Below are 23477 nucleotides of genomic sequence, written 5' to 3' on the forward strand. Positions count from 1 at the left end.
CTCATTCATATAAGAGCCGAGGGGCCATGGGAAAGGATGCAAGATGACCGAAAGCACGAAAGCCGCCCTCGATGAATGGCGCCGGCTCGCCAGCAAGGAGCTGAAAGGCGCCGATCCCGACAGCCTGACCTGGCACACGCTGGAGGGGATCGAGGTCAAGCCGCTTTACACCGAGGCGGACGTGAAGAGCCTGGATCACCTGGGCAGCCTGCCCGGCATCGAGCCCTTCACCCGCGGCCCGCGCGCCACCATGTATGCCGGCCGGCCCTGGACCATCCGGCAATATGCCGGCTTCTCGACGGCCGAGGAATCGAACGCCTTCTATCGCAAGGCGCTGGCCGCCGGGCAGCAGGGCGTCTCGGTCGCCTTCGACCTGGCGACGCACCGCGGCTATGACAGCGACCACCCCCGCGTCGAGGGCGACGTGGGCAAGGCCGGCGTCGCCATCGACAGCGTCGAGGACATGAAGATCCTGTTCGACGGCATCCCGCTGGACAAGGTGTCGGTCTCGATGACCATGAACGGCGCGGTGATCCCAATCCTGGCGAATTTCATCGTCACCGGCGAGGAACAGGGCCATTCCCGCGCCGTGCTGTCGGGCACGATCCAGAACGACATCCTCAAGGAGTTCATGGTCCGCAACACCTATATCTATCCGCCCGAGCCCTCGATGCGGATCATCGCGGACATCATCGAATACACCTCGAACGAGATGCCCAAGTTCAACTCGATCTCGATCTCGGGCTATCACATGCAGGAGGCGGGGGCGAACCTGGTGCAGGAGCTGGCCTATACGCTGGCCGACGGGCGCGAATACGTGCGCGCCGCGCTGAAGGCCGGCATGGACGTGGACCAGTTCGCCGGGCGGCTGTCCTTCTTCTTCGCCATCGGCATGAACTTCTTCATGGAGGCGGCCAAGCTGCGCGCCGCCCGCCTGCTGTGGACGCGGATCATGAAGGAATTCGACCCCAAGAAGCCGGGCAGCCTGATGCTGCGCACGCATTGCCAGACCTCGGGCGTCAGCCTGCAAGAGCAGGATCCCTACAACAACGTGGTCCGCACCGCCTATGAGGCGATGGCAGCGGCGCTGGGGGGCACGCAGTCGCTGCACACCAACGCGCTGGACGAGGCCATCGCGCTGCCGACCGAGTTCAGCGCCCGCATCGCCCGCAACACCCAGCTGATCCTGCAGGAGGAAACCGGCATCACCCATGTCGTCGATCCGCTGGCGGGCAGCTATTACGTCGAGAGCCTGACCGCGCAGCTGGCCGAGAAGGCCTGGGCGCTGATCGAGGAGGTCGAGGCCATGGGCGGCATGACCAAGGCCGTCGCCTCGGGGATGCCCAAGCTGCGCATCGAGGAGACGGCGGCCCGCCGCCAGGCCCAGATCGACCGCGGCGAGGAGGTGATCGTCGGCGTGAACAAGTATCGCCTGGCCAAGGAGGATCCGATCGACATCCTCGACATCGACAACATGAAGGTGCGCGACGCCCAGATCGCGCGGCTGCACAAGATGCGCGAGACGCGGGACGAGGCGAAATGCCAGGCGGCGCTGGCCGAACTGTCGCGCCGGGCGAAGGAAGGCGGCAACCTGCTGGAAGCCGCGGTCGAAGCCGCGCGAGCGCGCGCTTCTGTGGGAGAGATCAGCATGGCGATGGAAAAGGAATTCGGCCGCCACCGCGCCGAGGTCAAGACCCTGGCCGGCGTCTATGGCGCCGCCTATGAGGGCGACGACGGTTTCGCGCAGATCCAGCGCGACGTCGAGGCCTTCGCCGAGGAGGAAGGTCGCCGCCCGCGCATGCTGGTGGTCAAGATGGGCCAGGACGGCCACGACCGCGGCGCCAAGGTGATCGCCACCGCCTTCGCCGACATCGGCTTCGACGTCGACGTGGGGCCGCTGTTCCAGACCCCCGAGGAAGCGGCGCAGGACGCCATCGACAACGACGTGCATGTGGTGGGGATTTCCTCGCAGGCGGCGGGCCACAAGACCCTGGCGCCCAAGCTGATCGCGGCGCTGAAGGAGCAGGGCGCGGGCGACATCATCGTGATCTGCGGCGGCGTGATCCCGCAGCAGGACTACGATTTCCTGAAGAAAGCCGGCGTGAAGGCGATCTTCGGGCCGGGGACCAACATCCCCGCGGCGGCGCGCGACATCCTGGGCCTGATCCGCGCGGCGCGGGCGGCATGACAAGCCTGCGGCCGGGGCGCCCGGCGTCGCGGCCGCATGGGTATTTGGGGAACGAAGAAGCGCGCGGCCCTTGCCCGATGGGCGGCGCGGGGAGGGAGGCCCGGCAATGATGCTGCGTCCTGTTGCCGAGGGGGACATTCCGGCGATCCTGGCGTTCTGGAACCCGCTGATCCGCGAGACCACGATCACCTTTTCCAGCGAGGAGAGGACGGCAGAGGGGCTGGCGCGGATGATCGCCGGCCGCCGGGCCGCCGGGCGGGCGTTCCTGGTCGCCGAAGAGGCGGGCGCGGTCCTGGGGCTGGCGAGCTATGACCAGTTTCGCGCCGGCAACGGCTATGCCCATTGCATGGAGCATACCGTGATCCTGTCCCCCGCCGCGCGCGGGCGCGGGGTCGGCCGGGCGCTGATGGCGGCGCTGGAGGATCACGCCCGCGCCGGGGGCGCGCATGGCATGATCGCCGCCGTCTCGGCCGAGAACGGCGCCGGCCTCGCCTTTCACCGCGCCATCGGCTATCGCCAGGTCGGGCTGGTGCCGCAGGCGGGGCGCAAGTTCGGCCGCTGGCTGGACCTGGTGCTGCTGCAAAAGATCCTCTGACCCGGCTTGCCTGCGGCCGGGCGCTATGGAAAACTCGTGCCCGGCAGCGCGGGGACAGGATGGACGACGGCAGGGGCAGGCAGATCACCGGCATCGCAGGCAACGGAAAATTCGGCCGGAGAGACGTTTTCTTGAGACGCAGGAGGCAGGCGCCCCGAGGGGCCGCGGCCTGCTTGCCGCCCGATGCGGTCCCGCTGCGCGCTCGCACACCGCTTGATCCCCGGCGGGCGGCATTCGGCGGGCCGCGGCCTGTAGGCCTGGGTCATGGCCTGCTTCCCCTCGCCCCTATCGGTGCATCATGGCCAGGATAGGCGCGCCGCCCGAGACGCATTACACCCTGCCGCCGGATTTCGCCGCAGCCCTGGGGCAATGCGTGGCGAATTTCGGCTGGCTCGAGGAGATCATCAAGCGCACCATCTATGCGCTGGACCGCGCGCGGCTGGCCGACGACCTGACCGAGGAAGAGCTGCAAAGCTGGCTGACCCGCATGGTCTCGATCGCCGACGATTCCATGGGCACGCTGATCGAGCAGCTCGACGCCGCCATGCGCCGCTATCCCGGCCTGCGCGACCGCAACCGCATCACCGACCGGCTGGCCGAGATCCGCCTGCAGCGCAACCTGCTGTGCCATGCCTCGTGGCGGCCAACCGAGGACAAGGCGTGCTGGCACCCCGCCTTCGTCAACACCAAGGGCGAGGTGCAGCGCCAGCCCCTGGGCATCGCCGACCTGGAGGTCATCCGCGCCGACACGGTCGAGATCGGCACCCGCGTGCTGCGGGTGATGCGGGCGACCGGCGTGCGGGGCTATTGGGCGGGCGACGACGAGGCCTGAGCCGCGGCCGGCAGCCATGCGCGTTGCAACGTGCCGCGCCATCCGCTAACACCGCATCGTCCATAGATAAGAGTTTCATATGTCCGCCCAGAACCAGGGGCAAAACGCCTCTCCGCTTCGTCTCGGCATCGCTGGCCTCGGGACGGTCGGCACCGGCACCGTCAAGATCATCCAGAAACACGCCGCCCTGCTGGCCCTGCGCGCCGGCCGGCCGATCACCGTCACCGCCGTCTGCGCCCGCGACCGGCGCAAGAACCGCGACCTGGACCTGTCCGGCTATGGCTGGGAAGAGGACGCCCGTGCGCTCGCGCTGCGCGAGGACGTGGATGTCTTCGTCGAGCTGATCGGCGGCGACGAGGGCATCGCCCGCGAGGCGGTGACAGCGGCGCTGCGCGCCGGCAAGGACGTGGTGACGGCCAACAAGGCGCTGCTGGCGATCCACGGCCAGGAGCTGGCGGAACTGGCCGAGGCCAATGGCCGGGTGATCCGTTTCGAGGCCGCGGTGGCGGGCGGCATCCCGGTGATCAAGGCGATGACCGAATCGCTTTCCGGCAACGAGATCCGCCGCGTCATGGGCGTCATGAACGGCACCTGCAACTATATCCTGACCCGGATGGAAAGCGCCGGCCTGCCCTATGAGGAGGTCTTCGAGGAGGCGCGGCAGCTGGGCTATCTGGAGGCCGATCCGACGCTGGACGTCGGCGGCATCGACGCCAGCCACAAGCTGGCGATCCTGTCGGCCATCGCCTTCGGCACCCGGCCCAGCTTCGACGCGGTCGAGATCGAGGGCATCGAGCGGGTCAGCATCGACGACATCCGCCGCGCCGCCGACATGGGCTATCGCATCAAGCTTCTGGGCGTGGCGCAGATGACCGGGCGCGGGCTGGAACAGCGCATGTCGCCCTGCCTGGTGCCCGCCGACAGCCCGCTGGGGCAGTTGCAGGGCGGCACCAACATGGTGGTGATCGAGGGCGATGCAGTCGGCCAGATCGTGCTGCGCGGCGCCGGGGCCGGCGAGGGCCCGACCGCCAGCGCGGTGATGTCCGACGTGGTCGAGATCGCGCGCGGCGTGCGGATGCCAAGCTTCGGCCAGCCGGCGGCGACGCTGGCCCGCCCGCAGCCGGCGCGCACGGCGGTGCCGGCCGCCTATTACATCCGCCTGCAACTGACCGACAAGCCGGGGGCGCTGGCCAAGGTGGCGACGGTCCTGGGCGATGCGGGCATCTCGATCGACCGCATGCGGCAATACGGCCATTCCCGCACCGAAGGGGTGGCGCCGGTGCTGATCGTCACCCACAAGACCACGCCCGAGGCCATCGACCATGCCATCGAGGCCCTGCCCCGCACCGGCGTCATCGCCGGCGAGCCGGTCGAGCTGCGGATCGAAGAGGTCTAAGGCCGCCGCCGGCCGGCTGCATGGCGACAGGAGCGGTGGAGGCATCGAAGCCGGAGCGCGGTGGCCTTTGCGGCCGGGATTTCTCCTGCCGCCCGCAACGGGCCGGTGATCGCAGGACCACCGCCCCGACGCGCAAAAGGTGAAGACGGCGGAAGGTTCGCCCCGGCGGCCGTCCCCTGGCGATCAATCCCCTCGGAGGCGGGGCTTGCCCTGCGCGTGGCTGCGAAATGCAGTCAGTCGTCGGAACCCCGCCAAGGACGCATGAAGCATCGCCCCCGCCGGGATCGAAAACCTCGGCCAGGGCGGCGCCGGATCGGATCGCCGGTCCATCCGGGCCCATTGGATCGGCCGAGCCGGGGCGGGATCAGGCCCGCCCCGCCACGATAAATCCGGGCCGGCCGCTTCGCCGGGAGGACCGGTGGTCGGAACCATCCCAAGCCCTGGCGAAGCGGCCAGCGGGCCGAGGCTTATTCGCCCCCTTCGCCCAGCCTTTCCAGGTCGATGCGCAGCAGCGAATCCAGCGCGCCCTCGCGATAGTCCGGGTGGTCCTTGTCATGCGGGGCCTTCACCGTCACGAACAGGGTCCGGCCGTCCTCGCTGACCTCCAGGCTGTTGGGATGGCTGGGCAGCGGGATGCGCTGCTTGACCGCATAGTCCTGCGCGTCGATCACTGCCAGGCCGCCGGTGCCGGCCTTGTTCTCGCGCTCGACCCCGCGCCAGGTGGCGTAGATCTCGGACCGCGCCGGGTTATAGGCCACGTCCAGCATGCCGGAGCCGACCGGAACCTGCTTGGCCACCTTGGCCCCGGCGATGTCGAAGACGTAAAGCGCGCCCTGGTTGGCATCGGCCGCAAACAGGCGCTGGCCCTCGGCGTCGATCGCCAGGTTCACGAGGAAATGCTGCGAGGCCTCGGCCCCTTCCTCGGTGGTGTCGCCGGTCGAGATCGCGCCGACCCGCGCGCCGGCCGCGTCGATCACCGCGATCTCCTCGATGCCGCCGCCGCTGGCGTAGAAGCGCCCGGCAGCCGCGTCATAGGCGGCGCCGGCGGTCCAGAGCCCGCCCTCGATCCGGTGCAAGAGTTCCCCCGCCTTGGTGTCCACGATCCAGGTCACGCCCTTCTGGCCGGGGCTGGTGACGAAGGCGAGGCCCTTTTCCTCGTCCAGCGCGATCATGCGGGTATGCTCGAAGCCCTCGCCCTCGGGCTGGCCGAGCTGGATGGTGTCGAGGATCTGCCCGCCCTTCGCGTCGATCACGGTCAGCGAGCCGTCCAGCGTATTGCCGGCGTAAAGCCGCCCCGCGCTGCGGTCCAGCGCCAGCGCGAAGGGCCGGCGCGGCAGCTGGATCTGCCGGATCGGGTGCAGGTCATTGGCGTCCAGCACATGGATGAAGCCCGGCGTGCCCTTGTCGAAGCTGGGCACCGAGGCGACGAAGACCAGCCCGGCCTCGGCCCAATGCACGGCCTCGTAGGCGCCGGGGATGGAATCGGTGCGGATCACGGCGGGGGCGAACTGGGCCATGCTCATGGCTTCGGGCTCGGCGGGCGCGTCCTGCGCGGCGGCGGGCATGGCCAGCGCCAGCGCCATCAGCGCAGGCAGCGCCATGCGCCATGCGGTCCGGGTCTTCGGTTTCATCGTCATTCTCCTGTTCGGGGCCGCAAGGGCGGCGGTTCGGGGAAAGGCTGGCGGTCCGGCAGGACGGCTGGCGGGAAGCTCATTGGCTTGCCAGCGCCTCGACGGGGCTTAGCCTGGCGGCGCGGATGGCGGGAACGAGGCCGAAGGCGGCGCCCATGGCGGTGGCGCCGGCCAGCGCGCCAAGCGCCACGGTGACGGAAAACACCACCGGCATGCCGAAGCCCGAGGCGGCGACCGCGCCGATCCCGCCCGCCAGCGCCAGCCCGGCCAGGCCGCCAAGCGCCGACAGCACCGTGGCCTCGGTCAGGAACTGCACCAGGATGTCGCGCATCGAGGCGCCGGTGGCGGCGCGGATGCCGATCTCGCGCGTGCGTTCGCGCACGGTGATGAACATGATGTTCATCACCCCGATGCCGCCGACGAAGATCGAGATCGCCGCGATGGCGCCCAGCAGCAGGTTCTGCGAGGCGCGCTCGGCCTCGGCCGCGGCAAAGGCCCCGGCCGCATCGGCCAGCCAGAAATCCTCGGCCCCGTGGCGCTGGGTCATCACCCGGCGCAGCAGCGCGTTGGTTTCCTCAAGCCGCGCCATGTCCTGCAATGCGACCACGATCACCGACAGCTCGCCCGGCCCGTAGACCCGGCTTTCCAGGCTGGCAAGCGGCATGGCCACCACCTTGTCGCGGTCGCTGCCGTTCTGGCTCAGCCCCTTGGCCTCCAGCACGCCGCCGACCAGAAAGGGCGACATGTTGACCATGACGAACTCGCCCGTCGGATCGCGGGTGTCGGGAAACAGCGTCCGCGCCACGGTCGCGCCCAGAAGCAGCACCGGGCTGCCGCCGCGCTCGTCCGTTTCGGAAAAGAAGCTGCCGCGCACCACGTCCCAGCCATGCACGCCGCGGAAATCGCGGTCCGTGCCCAGGATGTCACTGTCGATGGACAGCCCGCCCGCGGCGACCCTCGCCTGTTCCCACCGCCCCGGCATCACGCCCGCGACATTGGGCAGGCCCTTCAGCGCCATCGCATCCTGAAGCGTCAGCGGCCGGCGCGGCATGCGCGTGTCCTGGTCCGAGCTGACCACGACCCAGTTGGTGCCGATGGCCGAGGCGCGGCGGATGAATTCCTCCTGCGCGCCGCGACCGATGGCCAGCATGGCGACGACCGAGGCCACGCCGATGACGATACCCGACAGCGTCAGCGCGGTGCGCACCGGGCTGGCGGCGATGGCGGCAAAGGCCGCGCGGGCGGCCTCGCGCAGGGTAGAGAGAAGCGCCGGGCGGCGGTGGACCGGCGGCGGCAACGCCGGGGCGGGCTCGGCCGGCGGGGCAAAGCCGCTGTCGCCGGCGATCCGCCCCTCGGCCACGCGGATCACCCGATCGGCGCGGGCGGCGATGTCGGCGTCATGGGTGATCAGGATCACCGTATGGCCCTTGGCGGCAAGATCCGAGAGCAGCCGCATGACCTGCCGGCCGCTTTCGGCGTCGAGCGCGCCGGTCGGCTCGTCCGCCAGGATCACCGCGCCGCCGTTCATCAGCGCCCGCGCGATGGACACGCGCTGCTGCTGGCCGCCCGACATCTGCGCGGGACGCGCGCCCATCCGGTGCCCCAGCCCGAGGCTTTCCAGCAGCGCCGCCGCCCGCGCCCGCCGCGCCTCGCGCGCGGCCCCGGCATGGCTGGCGGGCAGCGCGACATTCTCCAGCGCCGTCAGCGTCGGGATCAGGTTGTATTGCTGGAAGACGAAGCCGAAGAGGCGATTGCGCAGCCCCGCCTGCGCGTCGCGCGACAGCCGCGCCACGTCCTGCCCGGCCAGGTGATAGCTGCCCGCCGTCGGCCGGTCCAGGAGGCCGAGGATGTTCATCAGCGTCGACTTGCCGGACCCCGAGGTGCCGACGATGGCCACGAACTCGCCCGCGCGGATGTCGAGGTCGATGCCGCGCAGCACATGGGCGCGCGCCGCACCCTCGCCGAAGACCCGGTGCAACCCGCGGATGCGGATCAGCGGGGGGTCATCCGCCGGGGCGGTCACGGTGCGATCCTCAGCAAAGGCTCGCCCTCGGTGGGGCGTTCTCCGGTGATCACCAGCTCGCCTTCCTCCAGCCCCGAGGTGATCTCGACATGGGAGCGGGTGCGCATCCCGGTCCGGGGGTGGCGGGTTTCCGGCGTGCCGGCCGCACTGAGAACGCGCACGGCCCCGTCCTCGTCCAGCGCCGAGACCGGGATGGCCAGCACATCCGCCGCGCTTTCGGTGACGAAGAAGACCTGCGCGGTCATGCCCGAAAGCAGCGCGCCGCCCGGATTGGCGATGTCGAACAGCGCCACATAGGTGACGACGGAATTGGCCTCCTCGCCCTCCTTGACCGGCGGCGCGGGCAGCACCTGGCGCAGGGTGGCGCGATGCTTGCGGTCGGGAAAGCCGAGCGTGGTGAACCAGACCGGCATGCCGGGGCGCAGATGCACCACATCCGCCTCGGAGACGTCGCTGCGCACCGTCATGGTGGCCAGGTCGGCGATGCGCAGGATCAGCGGCGTGTCGTAATTGGCGTTCAGCGTCTGCCCCTCGCGTGCCAGCGCCGCGACCACGGTGCCGGCCATGGGCGAGGTGATGCGCGAGCGGGCCAGCGTCGCCTCCTCGGCCCGCAACCCGGCGCGGCTGCGGCGGATGGTGGCGTCCAGCGCCTCGATCCGGGCGCGCAGCACGTCGCGGTCACGCTCGGCCTCTTCCAGCGTCACCCGGCTGCTGCTGCGCCCGGCCAGCGAGGAATGCCGCCCGGCCTGGCGCTCGGCAAAGCCCAGCTGCGCCTGCAATTCGCTGCGCTCGGCGGCCAGGCGGGCCAGTTCGGCCTGCAAGCCCTCGACCTGCGCCGCCTGCACCTCGGCGTCGATCTCGGCCAAGAGCTGCCCGGCCTCGACCCGGTCGCCGGCGGCGACATGCAGCCGGCGCAACTGCCCCGAGACCTGCGCGCCGACATCGACATGGGCATGGGGCTCGATCCGGCCCGAGGCGGTCACGGCGTTTTCCAGGTCGCGGCGCATGACCGGCGCGGTGTCATAGGCGACGGCGGGCGGCCCGCCGCGCAGATGCCACAGCCCCGCGCCGGCTAGGGCGGCCAGCGCCAGCACGGCCAGCAGGGCGCGGCGGCCGCGGCGGGCGGGTGCTTGCGCGGGCAGCGGCAGGTCAGTCTCGGACTGTAGAAGCGCGTTCATGCACAGGGTCCATTGGGTGCCCGAAAACAGGAAGATCCGACCTGGCCGGATCGCGTCGGAAGTGATGAGGAACGCCTGCAACCTTCGCCGCAGGCGGCGCGGCGATCTGGCTTTGCGAGGGTCCGATGGCGACGGTCGGGGGACCGGCGGCCCTGCACATGGCGTCCCTGCTGTTTAGGACCGCCCCGGCCCAAGCGCAACAGGCCAAGCCGGGTGCGCATCGGCCGGGGAAAGCCCGGCCGACGGCTTGCGGCACGCCTCAGAACCGGCCGCGCAGGGTCAGCGTGGCATTCCGGGGCTCGCCATACCAATTGCCGCCGCCAGGGGTGCCGATGGTGGCGTAATAGGTCTTGTCGAAGACGTTGTTGACGTTCAGCGCCAGCGCCCATTGCTCGTCGATCTGGTATTGCACATGCGCATCCCAGACCGAATAGCCGCCCTGCCTGATCTCGAACTCGGGCTGGGTCCAGTTGCCGTCGGGGCCGCGCAACCAATAGGTGCCGCTGTTCGCGTGCCGGCTTTTCACCGTCACCCCGCCGCCGAAGGTCCATTTCGACCAGTCGCCCGGCAGGTTGTAGTCGGTCCACAGCTTAAACATGTGGCGGGGGGTCAGCGAGTGATAGGCGGCGCCATCGCTCTTGTCCTCGTTGTGGTTGTAGGTGTAGCCGGCAAAGACCTGCCAGCCCGGCGCAACCTCGCCCGAGACCTCCAGGTCGATGCCCTGGCTGACGATCTTGCCCTTCGCCAGGTAGCAGCAGGAATTGCCGTCCTCGGAAAAGCCCGGATAGCTTGGATCCCGCACCGCCTCGCCCTTGCGCTCGATGCGGTAAAGCGCAGCGGAAAGGTTCATCGCCCCGTCCAGCAACTCGCCCTTGGCGCCGATCTCGTAGTTGCGGCCGGTGATCGGGTCCAGCGGCTTGGCGTTATCGGTCGGACCCGAGAAATAGCTCGCCTGCGGTTTGTAGACCTCGGTCAGGCTGGCATAGGCGGTCCAATGCGGCGTCAGATCATAGACCAGCCCCGCATAAGGGGTGAAGATGCCCGTATCGTTATAGCCGATCACGTCGCGCTCGGTGATATTGCCGTCCGCGTCGTAAAGCTCATAGGTCGAGGAATAGCGGTATGAGGCATAGCGTCCGCCGAGGATGACGTGCAGCCTGTCCGTGGCCTCCATCTCGAGCCGGGCATAGACGCCCTGCTGCTTGGCACCCCAGGCCGGCCAGCCGTGATTCAACCCGCCGACGCTGGGTCTGGGCAGGTCGAGATCGGGGAAACTATCAAGGGTCAGCATGCCGGGCAGCAGGTTCGGCACCACATTGCGCCGCATCTGAAGGCCGTGGCTCTTGCGCCAGTCGGCGCCGGCGATCAGCTTGTGTTCGCGACCCCATGCCGAGAACCGGCCCGAGATGCTGACATCCACGCCCGTGGAGCGGTTGCCGTCATCCTCGGCCGATGCCGACGGTTGCCCGAAGACGCCCGTCGCCGGGTCGACCGGACCACCCACGTAAAGGTTCAGGTAATTCAGGTCGAATTTTTGCCGCTGGGCGCTGAATTTCAGCGTCCAGTCCGGGTTGAATTGATGCTCGACGGTGGCAAACACCTCATGGATGGTCCGCTCGCGTTCGGCCCAGTCCACGGTCAATGCGACGTCGCGCGGCAAGCCAAGCTGCGTGCCGTCGGTATAGGTCGGCAAGCCGCCCATCCAGTTGGCGCCCACGCTGCGTTGATAGCTGATCCCCGCGCTGACCACGGTCGAAGGCGTCAAGTCATATTCCAGGATGCCGTAAAGCACCCGCTTCTTCTCGTCCGAGGGCGAATAGAAGAAATCGCGATCCTGCCAGGCACCGACCAGCCGGCCGCGCAGCTTGCCGCCCAGGCCCAGCGGGCCGCTGACGTCGGCCTCGATGCGGCGGTTGTTCCAGCTGCCGACCGAGGCGCTGGCCGAGGATTGGAACTGACCGGTCGGCCGCTTGCGCGCCAGGTTGACGGTGCCGCCCGGTTCACCCGCGCCGGAAAACAGGCCCTCGGCCCCGCGCAGGATCTCGACCCGGTCATAGGTAACAAGGTCGAAATCCGGCCGATAGATCGAGATATAAGAGGTGCCCAGCGAGTCGATCTGGTAGTTGTCGACCTTGAAGCCGCGGGAATAGATGATGGGGTTGCCGGATTCCCTGGTCACGACAATGCCCGGCGCCTTGGTCAAGGCATCGCTCAGGTTGGTCAGGCCCTGGTCCTCGATCGCCTGGCTGGTCAGGACCGTGACCGATTGCGGCACCTCCTTCAGCGACTCGGCACCGCGGGCGATGCTGGCGGACGGCGTGGCATAGGAGCCGCTGCCCTCGGTCGTGGCGCTGCCGCCGCGCAGGGTGACGGTATCCAGGACCACCGCGCCATCGCCCGCCCCCGCTGGCGCCGCGGCGCCGGGCCGGACCAGGACATAGCTTCGCGGGCCCGCCTGCTGCAGCTGGTAGCCGCTGCCGGACAGCAGGACGGAAAAGCCCTGCTCGACCGTGTAGCTGCCGCGGATGCCGGCGCTTTGCAGCCCCGCCAGCGCCGAGGGTTCATAGACCAGCTGCACCCCCGAGGCGGCCGCATAGCGCGCCAGCACGTCGCTGAGCCGGCCGGGGCCGATGGCATAGTCGCGCGCCTGCGCAAGGGCCGGGGCGGTGATCGTGGCACCCAGGGCGGTGCCGACCAGAAGCGCCCGCACCGCGCCGCGCGGGGCCGATAGCCCGGTCGAAAGCGCGAGGGCGCGGGCAACCGCCACCGGCGCGCAGGTAAGATAAGTCATGCTGCTTCGTCCTGTCTTGAATGGATGAAGGGCAGCGGGCTGATACCTGCTTGGCTGGCTCCCTTTCCCCATTCACCGGACGAGATCCGAAAAGTGATCACCCTGGCGGCAAAAAATTTCCCGCGCCGGGCCTTTCAGGCGCGCGGCGCGACCACCACCCACCAGGGCGTGCGGCGCTGGATGCGCACCGGCAGGGTCTGCGCCAGCAGGTCGAGGCCGCGATCCGTATCGGCCAGCGAGATCGCCCCCGAGACCCGTATCCCCGCCACGGCGGGATCGCAGCGCAGCACGCCATGGCGATAGCGCGCCATCTCGGCGATCACCTCGCCCAGCCGCATGTCCTGCGCCAGCAGCATGCCCTGTTCCCAGATCGCCGCGCTGTCATCCACCGCCTCCGGCCGCCTGACGCCGCCGCGGCCGAAATCCGCCTGCTCGCCCTGGCGCAGGACATGGGGCGGGGCATCCAGCGGCCGGATCTCGACCGCATGGCGAAAGACCGAGACCCGCGCCAGGTCGTTTTCCAGGTGCCGCACGCTGAAACGGGTTCCCAGCGCCCGGATCTCGCCAAAGGCCGTGGCGACCAGCAGCGGACGCAGGGCCGGCGCGGGATCGGCATGGGTCGTGACCAGGATCTCGCCGCTGTGCAGGTGGATGCGCCGCTCGGCGGCGGTAAAGGTGATGTCCGCCGCGCTGTCGGTGTTCAGCACCAGTTCCGAGGCGTCGGGCAGGTCCAGCGCCTTGCGCTCGCCCACCGCCGTGGCCACGTCGGCGCGCCATTTCCGCCAGGGCTGCTGCCAGACCAAGGCCCCGGCCGGCGGGACGAGCAGCAGGCCGCCCAGCAGGCCAAGCGCCCGGCGCCGGTCGGGCTGCGGTTCGATGGTGCGCAGGACATCCTGGCCCAGCCCGCGCGGCAGCCGGTCGAAGGTCTGGAACACCGCCTGCGCCCGCGCCCAGGCCGCGGCATGCTGCGGGCCCTGGGCCAGCCAGCGGTCGAAGGCGGCGCGGTCGAGCTCACCGGGGGCGCCGTAGCGCATGGCCATGGCCCAGTCGGCGGCTTCCTCCAGCAAGGCGTCCCCGCAAGGCTGCGCCATGTCAGGCCGCCTCCATGCAGGCCAGCAGCGCCTTGCGGACATGCCGCCGGACGGTGATGACCGGCGCCTGCACCCGCTGGGCGATCTGCTGCAGGGTCAGCCCGTCCAGCTGGGCCAGCAAAAAGACCTCGCGGGTAAAGGCCGGCAGCCGCGCCAGCATGGCGTCGATCCGCATCAGGGCCTCGATGACCAGCATCTGCTCTTCGGCGGGCGGAACCGCAGGGGCGGGCAGATGGGCGATGGCCTGCTGATAGGCCCTTTCGACGCGCCGGCGCCGCCAGTGATCGGCCAGCAGGCCCTTGGCGATATGGGTCAGAAGCGCGCGGGGCCGGTCGCCGAGCTGCAAGCGCCGCGAGGCCAGCAGCCGCAGGAATGTGTCATGGGCCAGATCCGCCGCATCGCCGCTGTCGCCCAGCTTGCCGCGCAGCCAGCCATGCAGCCAGCCGTGATGAGCGGCGTAAAGCGCATGGAACTCGCATCTGGGATTTTCGCCGATCGACACCCTGCCCCGCTGATCTGCCCGGAAAGCGTCCGGGTCCGAAATCCTTACTAGATTGCAAAGGTATTTCCATCCTGGGCTTGCCGGCGGCACCGAAAATTTGCCCGCCGCGGCCCGGTTGTCGATTTCATGTCACAACCGGCCGGCATGCGCGGCATGGCAGCGCCGGGCGGGCCCGCGCGATCCACCGCGCATCGCCGCGGCGGCGGGGCGCGATTCGGCCGCGTCCAGGGCCGGGCCTAGGGTTCGAGCAGCGCGCGCGCGGCCGCCTTGGCGGCGGGGGTGATCTCTTCGCCGGCGAGCATGCGGGCGATTTCCTCGATGCGCTGGCTGGCGGTCAGCGCGGCGACGTTCGAGGTGGTCATGCCGCCCTCGACCGATTTCGCAACCCGGAAGTGATGCCCGCCAAGCGCCGCGACCTGCGGGCTGTGGGTGACGACCAGCACCTGCGCGCCCTCGGCCAGCCGCGCCAGGCGCCGGCCGACCGCATCGGCGGTGGCGCCGCCGACGCCGCGGTCGATTTCGTCGAAGATCAGCACCAGCGCGTCGTTGCCGCGCGCCAGGCAGACCTTGAGCGCCAGCAGGAAGCGCGACAGCTCGCCGCCCGAGGCGATGCGGTCCAGCGGCCCGGCCGGGGCGCCCGGATTGGTGGCGACGGTGAAGGCCACGGCGTCGCGGCCCTCGGGGCCCGGCTCGGCCTCGGCAAGCCGGGTTTCGAAGACCGCGCGCTCCATCTTCAGCGGCGCGAGTTCGGCCGCCATCGCGGCATCGAGCCGCTTGGCGGCCGTGGCGCGCCGGTCGCTCAGCCCCGCCGCCGCCGCGCCATAGGCGGCGTCGGCCGCCGCCACGGCCTCGCGCAGGCGCGCCAGATCCCCCTCGCCCGCGTCGATCCGGCCCAGCCGTTCCCGCAGCGTGTCGGCCAGCCCCGCCAGGTCGTCGGCCAGCACCTCATGCTTGCGCGCAAGCGCGCGCAGCGCGAACAGCCGTTCCTCGGTCGTCTCGAGGTCGCGCGGGTCGAAATCCATCGCCTCCAGCGCCGCCTCGACGCCCGAGGCCGCCTCGCCCAGTTCGATCAGCGCCCGCTGCAGCGCGGCGGCGGGCGCCTCCAGCCGGCCCTCGGCCCGCTCGGCGGCACCGTCGAGCCAGCGCGCGGCATCCAGCATCGCGCCCTCGGCCCCTTGCGGCCCCAGCGCCTGCAAGGCCCGCGCCACGTCCTCGCGGATGCGTTCGGCACCCTGCATGGCGCGGCGGCGGGTGTCCAGTTCCGCCTCCTCGCCCGGCTGCGGGTCGAGCTTGTCGAGTTCGGCCACGGCATGACGCAGGAAATCCTCTTCGCCCTTCGCCGCGGCCAGCGCCGCCTCGGCCCGTTCCAGCGCCGCGCGCGCCTCGCGCCGGGCGGCCCAGGCAGCACGGACCGGCCCCAGGTCCACCCCGGCAAAGGCATCCAGCAGCAGCCGGTGGCCGCGCGGGTTCAAGAGGCCGCGGTCGTCATGCTGGCCATGCAGCTCGACCAGCAGTTCCGAAAGCGTGCGCAGCACCTCGCCCGAGGCGCGGCGGTCGTTGATCCAGCCGGTCTTGCGCCCGTCCAGCGCATTCACCCGGCGGATGATCAGCTCGTCCGAGACCGGAAAGCCCGCCTCGTCCAGCAGGGTGCGGGCGGGATGGCCGGGCGGCAGGTCGAAGACCGCCGTTACCTCGCCCTGGCTGGCGCCGGCGCGCACCAGGTCGGCGCGGCCGCGCCAGCCCAGCACGAAGCCCAGGCAGTCGAGCAGGATCGACTTGCCCGCCCCGGTCTCGCCGGTCAGCACGTTGAGGCCCGGCCGGAACTCCAGTTCCAGCCGGTCGATCAGCAACATGTCGCGGATGTCGAGATGCCGCAGCATCGCCCGCTTACAGCCACTTGCCCTGGATGACCTGGCGATAGACCCGCGTCAGCCAGCTGTCGCCGCGCGCTTCGGCCTGCAGGCCGCGGCCGCGCAGTTGCGCATGGGCATCCTGATAGAAGGGCGAGGACTGGAAGTTGTGGCCCAGGATCGCGCCCGCCGTCTGCGCCTCGTCGTTCAGGCCAAGCGCCAGATAGGCCTCGACCAGGCGCATCAGCGCCTCGGGGGTATGGGAGGTGGTCTGGAACTCCTCGACCACGACGCGGAAGCGGTTGATCGCCGCGGTGTAATGGCCGCGCTTGAGGTAGTAGCGGCCGATCTCCATCTCCTTGGCGGCGAGATGGTCGAAGGCCAGGTCGAATTTCAGGATGGCCGAGCGGGCGTATTCGGTGTCGGGATATTGCTCGATCACCTCGCGCAGCGCCTGGAGCGCCTGGAAGGTCAGGCCCTGGTCGCGCCCGACCTCGTCGATCTGGTCGTAATAGCTGAGCGCCAGCAGGTATTTCGCATAGGCCGCGTCCGCATCGCCCGGATAGGTGTCGATGAAGCGCTGCGCGGCGCCCCGCGCCTCTTCGTAGTCGCGGGCGCGGTGATAGGCATAGGCCTGCATGATCAGCGCGCGCTTGGCCCATTCGGAATAGGGGTAAAGCCGCTCGACCTCGGAGAAATACTGCACCGCGTCCTTGGGCCTGCGCGAGTTCTCAAGCTCGTATTCGCCGCGCTTATAGATCTGTTCGGCGGTAAAATTCTCGAATGATTCGGGCTTGTTCCCCGCACCGCCCGAACAGCCCGCCAGCAGGCCCAACGACAGCACAGCCGCGACCAAGGAACCCGATCTGATGCCTGTCATTCCATACCGCCCGTCAGAAATTCACGCCGCCGCATGGGCGGAAGGCCCGCGCGGCCCGGCCGTCCTAGCACAGAAAATCGGGCTGCGCAAAATGCCAAAACGGCAAAAACGGCGCAGGGCCGCCACCTTCAGGCGACGGCCAGCTGACGGGTGCGGGAAGCGAGGCGCGCAGCCGAGGCGATCACCCCGGCGCCGGGCTGGCGGCTTTCCATCGCCGGGGTCAGCGTGACCCATTCCCAGGCATCGGGCTGGGCGAAAAGCGCGCGCAGCAGCTTGTTGGTCATGGCGTGGCCGGCGCGGTGGCCGGTATAGCGCGCCAGCAGCGGTGCCCCGGCCAGCGCAAGGTCGCCCACCGCGTCCAGCATCTTGTGGCGCACGGCCTCGTCGCGGTGGCGCAGGCCGCCCGGCGACAGCACCCGGTCGCCGTCCACGACCACCGCGTTCAGGTAGGTGCCGCCAAGCGCCAGGCCGTTCTTCTGCATCTGCACCACGTCGGCCTGGCGGCAGAAGGTGCGGCTGTCCATCAGCTCATGCACGAAGCTGCCGTTGGCCATGTCGAGGCGCTTTTCCTGACGGCCGATCGCCGCGTCCACGAAGTCGATGTCGAAATGGATCTCCAGGTGGTCGGCGGGCGAGAGGCGGGCGAAAGCCTCGCCCTGCCGCACCTCGACCTCGCGCAGGATGCGGATCGCGCGCAGGGGCGCCGCCTGCTGGCGCAGCCCGGCTTCCAGGATGCCCTGCACGAAGGGAGCGGCGGAGCCGTCGAGAATCGGCACTTCCGGCCCGTTCACCTCGACCACGGCATTGTTGATGCCGGTGCCCGACAGCGCAGCCATCACATGCTCGACCGTCGAGACGGTGGCGCCGCGGCCGTTGTCCAGCAGGGTGCAAAGCTGCGAGGGCGTGACATGGTCCCAGCGCGCCGGAATCCGGGCGCGGTCCAGGTCGGTGCGCACGAAGACGATGCCATGATCCGCCGGCGCCGGCAGGATCGCCAGCCGCACGGCCGCACCCGAATGCAGTCCGACGCCGCGGAACTGGGCTTTCTGAGCGATGGTGGTCTGCATGGTCTTGCCTGCCGATTCTTGTGAACTGAGCGTGCCACGGCAAGAAATCCGCGGCGCAAGGATCAGTTAGGCATCCCCCGCCGATTGCTCAAATAACCTTTTGTAACGGGGTGAAACAATCGGCCCCGGCTTGCGCACCGCCCCCGGCCGGAACCGCCAATACCTTGATCCAGCAAAGAAAAAGGACCGCCGAAGCGGTCCTTCACGAAATCGTCGCCGGAATTTTGTGATCGGCTCAATTCGCCTGGCGGCGCAGGAAAGCGGGGATCTCGACATTGTCGCCGGCCCGGTCGGGGCTGGCCAGATCGTCGAAACCGGCGTCGAAACCGCCGCGGTTGCGGGCCGCGACACGCTCGTTCACGCGCTCGGCGATGGTCGAGGGCGCGGGCTTGTCGGCCTGCTCGCCATGGCCCGAGATGCGCTCCAGCATCCGGCTCAGCCCGCCCATGCGGCCCTGGGCGCGGCCCTGCTCGGCCGGCTGCGGCTGCTGCTGGGCGGCGCGGTTCTGGGCCGCGGCCTGGCGCTCGGGCGCCTTCTGGACGGCGGCGGCCAAGCGCTGCATCACCGCGTCCGAGGGCGTGCCGGCCGGGGCCTGCGGCCGGGTCGGCGCGACGAAGCCGCCCGCATCGCCGTTCAGCGCGTCGCTGGGCGCGGCGGGCTGGCGCAGCTCGGGCTGGTAGGCCGGGCGCGGCATGTCTTCCTCGTCATAGCGCGCAGCCGGGGCCGAGGGCTGGACGCGCGCCGCCGGGGCGGGCTCGGCCAGGGGCGCGGTGCGGCGCGGCGGAACCGGCAGCTCTTCCTCGGCCGGCTTCTGCGCCACGACGGGGTTCTGGGTCAGCGGCTCCTTCATGCCGCGGCGCGGCACCGGAACCTCGGCCGCCGAAGCGTCGATGCCGGTCGCGACGACCGAGACGCGGATCGAGCCCTCCATCGACGGGTCCAGCGTCGAGCCGACGATGATGTTCGCATCCGCATCGACCTTCTCGCGGATCTTCTCGGCCGCCTCGTCCATCTCGAAGAGCGTCAGGTCGTAGCCCCCGGTGATGTTGATCAGCACGCCCTTGGCGCCGTTCAGGCTGATTTCGTCCAGGAGCGGGTTGGCGATGGCCTTTTCGGCCGCCTGCACGGCGCGGTTCTCGCCCGAGGCCTCGCCGGTGCCCATCATCGCCTTGCCCATCTCGTCCATCACCGCACGCACGTCGGCGAAGTCCAGGTTGATCAGGCCCGGCCGCACCATCAGGTCGGTCACGCCCTTGACGCCCTGGTAAAGCACGTCGTCGGCCATGGCGAAGGCTTCGGTGAAGGTGGTCTTTTCGTTGGCCAGCCGGAACAGGTTCTGGTTGGGGATGATGATCAGCGTGTCGACGACCTTCTGCAGCGCCTCGACGCCTTCCTCGGCCTGGCGCATGCGCTTGGTGCCCTCGAACTGGAAGGGCTTGGTCACGACGCCGACGGTCAGGATGCCCATCTCGCGCGCGGCCTGGGCGATGATCGGGGCGGCGCCGGTGCCGGTGCCGCCGCCCATGCCGGCGGTGATGAAGCACATATGCGCGCCCATCAGATGATCGACGATGTCCTCGATCGTCTCTTCGGCGGCCTTGGCGCCGATCGAGGGCTTGGCGCCGGCGCCCAGCCCCTCGGTCACTTTCGGGCCGATCTGGATGCGGCTTTCCGCCTTGGAGGATTGCAGCGCCTGGGCGTCGGTGTTCGCCACGACGAACTCGACCCCCTCCAGCTGCTTGTCGATCATGTTGTTGACCGCATTGCCACCCGCACCACCGACGCCGAAGACGGTAATGCGCGGCTTCAGTTCCTGGTCATCATTCAGCATCAGGTGAATCTGCCGTTCCATGTCTCGCCTGCCTTCATCTGTTGCGCCGGACATGTGCGCAGTCCGGTCGAATCCCCGTATACCGGCCAGCCTAGCCAGATTCGCGCCGAGCGTCACCCGAAAAACACACCCCGCACACCAAATATCGCGGTGGATGCTGGGGTTTTCGGCGGCATCTTGCCCATTCTGCTGCATGTGGTGGAGGCGCCGGCCCACACCACCGCATCCGGGTTCCGCGCCCCTACCAGTTGTTGCGGAACCAGCGATAGGCCCGGCGCAGACTGCGCGCCGGATAGTGTTCGGCGGGCATGTCGAAGTCCCACCATTCGTCCTGCGGATGCGCCGTCAGCAGCGCCAATCCGATGGCCGAGGAAAAGCCCGGCGCGGTCGCATTATGCGGCAGGCCCTGGATGCGCAGCGGCCGGCCGATGCGCACGTTCTGCCCCAGCATGCGCGAGGCCAGCGCATCGAGCCCCGGAATCTGGCTGCCGCCGCCGGTCAGAACGATCTGGCGCGAGGGCATATAGTCGAAGCCCGCCGCATCCAGGATCTCGCCCACCTTTTCCAGGATCTCCTCGACCCGCGGGCGCATGATGCCGATCAGGTCGGCGCGGCTGACGCTGCGGCGGTCGGTGTCCCAGTCGCCGGTCTCGCCGCCCAGCTCAATCATCTCGCGGTCGTCGCGGCCGGTGGCCTCGAGCCCGCCGTGCAGGGTCTTGAGCCGCTCGGCCACGGCATGGCTGACGCGCAGCCCCTTGGCGATGTCCTGGGTGATCAGCTCGCCGCCGAAGCGGACGGCATCGGCAAAGATCATGTGCTTCTTGATGAAGACCGAAACGCCCGTCGTGCCGCCGCCCAGGTCGATGCAGGCGGCGCCCAGCTCCTGCTCGTCCTCGACCAGCGCCGCAAGCCCCGAGGCGTATGAGGCCGAGGCCACGCCTGCCAGTTCCATGTCGCAGCGCCGGATGCAATGCACCAGGTTGCTGGCCGCATCGCCGTCGATGGTCAGCACATGCATGTCGCAGGCCAGCCGGCCGCCCGACTGGTCGCGCGGGTCCGACAGCCCCGAGCGGCCATCGAGGGCAAAGTTCACCGGCTGGGCGTGCAGCACCTCGCGGCCGCGGCCGAAATCGGGCACCTCGCAGGCGGCCAGCACGCGGGCCACGTCGCCCTCGCCCACCTTGCCGGCGGGCAGCACGATCTCGCCCGCCAGGCCATAGCTGGCCGGGCGCGCGCCCGAGATGCAGGCGATGACGTGGTCGACGCGCACGCCCGCCACCTTCTGCGCCGACTGGATCACGGTGCGGATGGCGCGCTCGGTCTCGGCCATGGTCTCGATCTCGCCATAGCGCATCCCGCGCGAGCGGGTGGTGGCGGTGCCGATGACGCGGAAATTCGACTGGCCGGCCATGGGGCCGACGCCGTCCGTCTCGCGGAACTGGCTCGGGCCGTCGAATTGCAGCACCAGGCAGGCGATCTTCGAGGTTCCGATGTCCAGAACCGCGATGACGCCGCGCTGCATGGCCTGGCGGCGCATGTTCCGCATGGCCCGCTGGCCCTGATACAGATCCTTCATCTCACCTGCCTCCTTGCGCTGTCAGCCGCTTTTCTTCGCGGTCTTCGCCGCCTTGCCGGCCGTTGCCTCGGGCGGCAGCGGCAACCCGTCGGGGCCCAGTTCCGGCTGGCCGCGGGCACGGCGGATGGCGTTCTGCGCCTCCATCCCCAGCCGCACCACCGGGCGCGCCTCCTGCCGCAGGTCGACGACCAAAAGGTCGCGGTCCAGCATGTGCAGCGCGCGGTCCAGCGCGATGGCGCGCTCCAGCGCCTGAAGCGCCTTTTCCTCGGGCAGCTTGATGCGCTGGCCGCGGTCCAGCACCACGTCCCAGCGCCGCTCGCCCATGCGCTCCAGCCCGCGCAGCCGCGGCAGGATCGGCCCGGCGGCGTCGATCAGCGCCAGCGCCTCGGCCGCGGCGCGGTCGGCGCCCTCGCCGGCGATGATCGGCAGGTCGCCGCGCACCTCGCGCCCCGTGACCGAGGCGACGCGGTGCCCGGTCTTGTCCAGCAGCTCGATGCCGCGGGCATGGCGCCACAGCAGCGCCGGCACCCGTTCCGTGACCACGGCCGACAGCACCCCGCCCGGCTTGATGCGCAGGTCCACCGCCTCGACCGCATCGAGCTTCAGCACCCGCTCGCGCAGCTTTTCCAGGTCGATGTCGAAGCTCGAGGCCGGCAGGTCCACCGGCAGCATGGCGCGCAGCCCCTTGTCCACCGCGGGCGAGGCGCCCTCGATGGTCATCATCCTGACCATGAATTCGTCGCGGTGCTGGATGCGGTCCACGATGGCGTCGATGCCGCCGGTCAGGTTGGCCCGGCGGGTGTCGTCCGACAGCCAGATCCCCGCCACCAGCGCCGCCAGAAAGGCGGGCAGGCCGACATGCACCAGCCGCCGCACCAGCGGCCGCAGCATCATCCGGTTCAGCCGGTAGGCCAGGCGCGAGGGCGCCGGATCCTTGCGCGGCGTGCGCGGCGCCGCCGGGGCGGGGCGCGCGGGCGCAGGGCGCACCGGCGCCGGCCGCCCGCCCGGCCCCTGGCCGCGGTGGAAGGGGTTCAGGCCCTGCATAGCGCCTCCTCGACGATCCAGCGGCAGAGCGCGGGAAAGTCCATGCCGGCATGGGCCGCCTGCTCGGGGGCAAGCGAAGTGGGGGTCATGCCGGGCTGGGTGTTCACCTCGAGGATGATGAGCCCGCCCAGCCCGCGGCTTTCGTCCCAGCGGAAATCGGTGCGGGTCAGCCCGCGGCAGCCCAGGGCCTGGTGCGCGCGCACGGCCTGGTCGCGGCAGGCGGCGGCGATTTCCGGCGGGATCTCGGCGGGGATGACATGGCGCGAGCCGCCGGGCTTGTATTTGGCATCGTAGTCATACCAGCCCTCGGTCACGATCTCGGTCACGCCAAGCGCGCGGTCGCCCAGCACGGCCACGGTCAGCTCGCGCCCCGGCGCATAGGTTTCCACCATGACCCGCGCGGGCATCCGGTCGGAAAGCTGCGGCGGGCCGTTCGCGGCCTCATGCACGATATAGACCCCGACCGAAGAGCCCTCGTCGTTCGGCTTGACCACATAGGGCGGCGCCATGACGTGGCGGGCGCGCACCTCGGCGGCATCGGCGATCAGGCTGTCCAGCACCGGCAGGCCGGCAAGGCGCAGCACGTCCTTGGCGCGGGTCTTGTCCATGGCCAGGGCCGAGGCCAGCACGCCGGAATGGGTATAGCGCCAGCCCAGCCATTCCAGCAGGCCCTGCACGCAGCCGTCCTCGCCCCAGCGGCCATGCAGCGCGTTGAAGACCACGTCCGGCGCGTGTTCGGCCAGACGCGCGGGCAGATCCCTGCCCGCGTCCAATTCGACGACTTCATAGCCCGCCTGCCGCAGCGCAACCGCGCATTCACGCCCCGACGAGAGCGAAACCTCGCGCTCGGCCGAGGGTCCGCCCATCAGGACTACGACTTTCGGGGCCGACCTGCTCGACCTGCCCGCCAATGTTCTGCCTCATGCTCCCCGGTTGATCCGGGTATTTGTCGGGTCAGGATAGCCGCTTGGGCGGAATCGCAAAAGTCCCTTTTCGCGTCTC

The 23477-nt window shown here is 69.9% G+C and carries 18 protein-coding genes; 4 read left to right on the forward strand and 14 right to left on the reverse strand.

Annotation, left to right across the window (positions count from 1 at the left end; translation table 11 throughout):
• Positions 1–43 precede the first annotated feature (43 nt).
• From scpA to E3U25_RS09260, 4 genes are all read left to right on the forward strand, one after another.
• Entirely contained in the window at positions 44–2188 is a 2145-nt protein-coding gene (scpA, locus tag E3U25_RS09245; protein WP_072462995.1) for a methylmalonyl-CoA mutase, read from the forward strand.
• 109 nt (positions 2189–2297) lie between these two features.
• A complete protein-coding gene (locus E3U25_RS09250; protein ID WP_166435478.1) occupies positions 2298–2783 on the forward strand; it encodes a GNAT family N-acetyltransferase in 486 nt (161 codons plus the stop codon).
• 298 nt (positions 2784–3081) lie between these two features.
• Positions 3082–3615: a hypothetical protein gene (locus tag E3U25_RS09255; protein WP_116220570.1), complete on the forward strand. Its 534-nt coding sequence runs from the start codon at positions 3082–3084 to the stop codon at positions 3613–3615.
• Between the two features lie 79 nt (positions 3616–3694).
• Positions 3695–5011, forward strand: a complete 1317-nt coding sequence (locus E3U25_RS09260) for a homoserine dehydrogenase (RefSeq protein WP_036756311.1) — start codon at positions 3695–3697, stop codon at positions 5009–5011.
• Between the two features lie 467 nt (positions 5012–5478).
• On the opposite strand, the gene E3U25_RS09265 is transcribed toward E3U25_RS09260, so the two are convergent.
• The 14 genes from E3U25_RS09265 to E3U25_RS09325 all read right to left on the reverse strand — a co-directional run bounded on the left by E3U25_RS09265 (position 5479) and on the right by E3U25_RS09325 (position 23386).
• Entirely contained in the window at positions 5479–6642 is a 1164-nt protein-coding gene (locus E3U25_RS09265) for a YncE family protein (protein ID WP_116221652.1), read from the reverse strand.
• Positions 6643–6721: 79 nt separating this feature from the next.
• Positions 6722–8665: an ABC transporter permease gene (locus tag E3U25_RS09270; protein ID WP_116220569.1), complete on the reverse strand. Its 1944-nt coding sequence runs from the start codon at positions 8663–8665 to the stop codon at positions 6722–6724.
• A complete protein-coding gene (locus E3U25_RS09275) occupies positions 8662–9843 on the reverse strand; it encodes an efflux RND transporter periplasmic adaptor subunit (RefSeq protein WP_244294848.1) in 1182 nt (393 codons plus the stop codon). The genes E3U25_RS09270 and E3U25_RS09275 overlap by 4 nt, the downstream gene beginning before the upstream one ends.
• A gap of 259 nt (positions 9844–10102) precedes the next feature.
• Positions 10103–12634 (reverse strand): TonB-dependent siderophore receptor, encoded by a 2532-nt coding sequence (locus tag E3U25_RS09280; protein ID WP_116220567.1) that lies wholly within the window; start codon positions 12632–12634, stop codon positions 10103–10105.
• Between the two features lie 134 nt (positions 12635–12768).
• Complete coding sequence (locus E3U25_RS09285; RefSeq protein ID WP_116220566.1) at positions 12769–13725, reverse strand: FecR domain-containing protein; 957 nt, start codon at positions 13723–13725, stop codon at positions 12769–12771.
• 1 nt (position 13726) lies between these two features.
• Positions 13727–14227 (reverse strand): sigma-70 family RNA polymerase sigma factor, encoded by a 501-nt coding sequence (locus tag E3U25_RS09290; protein WP_116220565.1) that lies wholly within the window; start codon positions 14225–14227, stop codon positions 13727–13729.
• A 236-nt stretch (positions 14228–14463) separates the two neighbouring features.
• On the reverse strand, positions 14464–16107 hold the full coding sequence (recN, locus tag E3U25_RS09295; protein WP_036754988.1) for a DNA repair protein RecN: 1644 nt from the start codon (positions 16105–16107) through the stop codon (positions 14464–14466).
• Between the two features lie 7 nt (positions 16108–16114).
• On the reverse strand, positions 16115–16957 hold the full coding sequence (locus E3U25_RS09300) for an outer membrane protein assembly factor BamD (RefSeq protein WP_036754985.1): 843 nt from the start codon (positions 16955–16957) through the stop codon (positions 16115–16117).
• 128 nt (positions 16958–17085) lie between these two features.
• Positions 17086–18024 carry a UDP-3-O-acyl-N-acetylglucosamine deacetylase gene (gene lpxC, locus E3U25_RS09305; protein WP_116220564.1) on the reverse strand — a complete coding sequence of 313 codons (939 nt, stop codon included), beginning with the start codon at positions 18022–18024 and terminating at the stop codon, positions 17086–17088.
• Between the two features lie 66 nt (positions 18025–18090).
• Entirely contained in the window at positions 18091–18300 is a 210-nt protein-coding gene (locus tag E3U25_RS25045; RefSeq protein WP_114537555.1) for a hemopexin repeat-containing protein, read from the reverse strand.
• Entirely contained in the window at positions 18260–19876 is a 1617-nt protein-coding gene (ftsZ, locus tag E3U25_RS09310) for a cell division protein FtsZ (protein ID WP_036754979.1), read from the reverse strand. Before ftsZ ends, E3U25_RS25045 begins: the two co-directional genes overlap by 41 nt.
• A 220-nt stretch (positions 19877–20096) precedes the next feature.
• On the reverse strand, positions 20097–21431 hold the full coding sequence (gene ftsA / locus E3U25_RS09315; RefSeq protein ID WP_036754976.1) for a cell division protein FtsA: 1335 nt from the start codon (positions 21429–21431) through the stop codon (positions 20097–20099).
• Between the two features lie 21 nt (positions 21432–21452).
• A complete protein-coding gene (locus E3U25_RS09320) occupies positions 21453–22475 on the reverse strand; it encodes a cell division protein FtsQ/DivIB (protein WP_116220563.1) in 1023 nt (340 codons plus the stop codon).
• Positions 22463–23386 carry a D-alanine--D-alanine ligase gene (locus E3U25_RS09325; protein WP_036754971.1) on the reverse strand — a complete coding sequence of 308 codons (924 nt, stop codon included), beginning with the start codon at positions 23384–23386 and terminating at the stop codon, positions 22463–22465. Before E3U25_RS09325 ends, E3U25_RS09320 begins: the two co-directional genes overlap by 13 nt.
• Between the last annotated feature and the right edge of the window lie 91 nt (positions 23387–23477).

Source organism: Paracoccus versutus (genome assembly GCF_029909795.1).
Lineage (GTDB): Bacteria > Pseudomonadota > Alphaproteobacteria > Rhodobacterales > Rhodobacteraceae > Paracoccus > Paracoccus versutus.

Coding starts and splice junctions, on each gene's coding strand:
- scpA (WP_072462995.1), top strand. CDS start 44: ATGACCGAAAGCACGAAAGCCGCCCTCGATGAATGGCGCCGGCTCGCC.
- E3U25_RS09250 (WP_166435478.1), top strand. CDS start 2,298: ATGCTGCGTCCTGTTGCCGAGGGGGACATTCCGGCGATCCTGGCGTTC.
- E3U25_RS09255 (WP_116220570.1), top strand. CDS start 3,082: ATGGCCAGGATAGGCGCGCCGCCCGAGACGCATTACACCCTGCCGCCG.
- E3U25_RS09260 (WP_036756311.1), top strand. CDS start 3,695: ATGTCCGCCCAGAACCAGGGGCAAAACGCCTCTCCGCTTCGTCTCGGC.
- E3U25_RS09265 (WP_116221652.1), bottom strand. CDS start 6,642: ATGAAACCGAAGACCCGGACCGCATGGCGCATGGCGCTGCCTGCGCTG.
- E3U25_RS09275 (WP_244294848.1), bottom strand. CDS start 9,843: ATGAACGCGCTTCTACAGTCCGAGACTGACCTGCCGCTGCCCGCGCAA.
- E3U25_RS09280 (WP_116220567.1), bottom strand. CDS start 12,634: ATGACTTATCTTACCTGCGCGCCGGTGGCGGTTGCCCGCGCCCTCGCG.
- E3U25_RS09285 (WP_116220566.1), bottom strand. CDS start 13,725: ATGGCGCAGCCTTGCGGGGACGCCTTGCTGGAGGAAGCCGCCGACTGG.
- recN (WP_036754988.1), bottom strand. CDS start 16,107: ATGCTGCGGCATCTCGACATCCGCGACATGTTGCTGATCGACCGGCTG.
- E3U25_RS09300 (WP_036754985.1), bottom strand. CDS start 16,957: ATGACAGGCATCAGATCGGGTTCCTTGGTCGCGGCTGTGCTGTCGTTG.
- lpxC (WP_116220564.1), bottom strand. CDS start 18,024: ATGCAGACCACCATCGCTCAGAAAGCCCAGTTCCGCGGCGTCGGACTG.
- E3U25_RS25045 (WP_114537555.1), bottom strand. CDS start 18,300: ATGTCGAGATCCCCGCTTTCCTGCGCCGCCAGGCGAATTGAGCCGATC.
- ftsZ (WP_036754979.1), bottom strand. CDS start 19,876: ATGGAACGGCAGATTCACCTGATGCTGAATGATGACCAGGAACTGAAG.
- ftsA (WP_036754976.1), bottom strand. CDS start 21,431: ATGAAGGATCTGTATCAGGGCCAGCGGGCCATGCGGAACATGCGCCGC.
- E3U25_RS09320 (WP_116220563.1), bottom strand. CDS start 22,475: ATGCAGGGCCTGAACCCCTTCCACCGCGGCCAGGGGCCGGGCGGGCGG.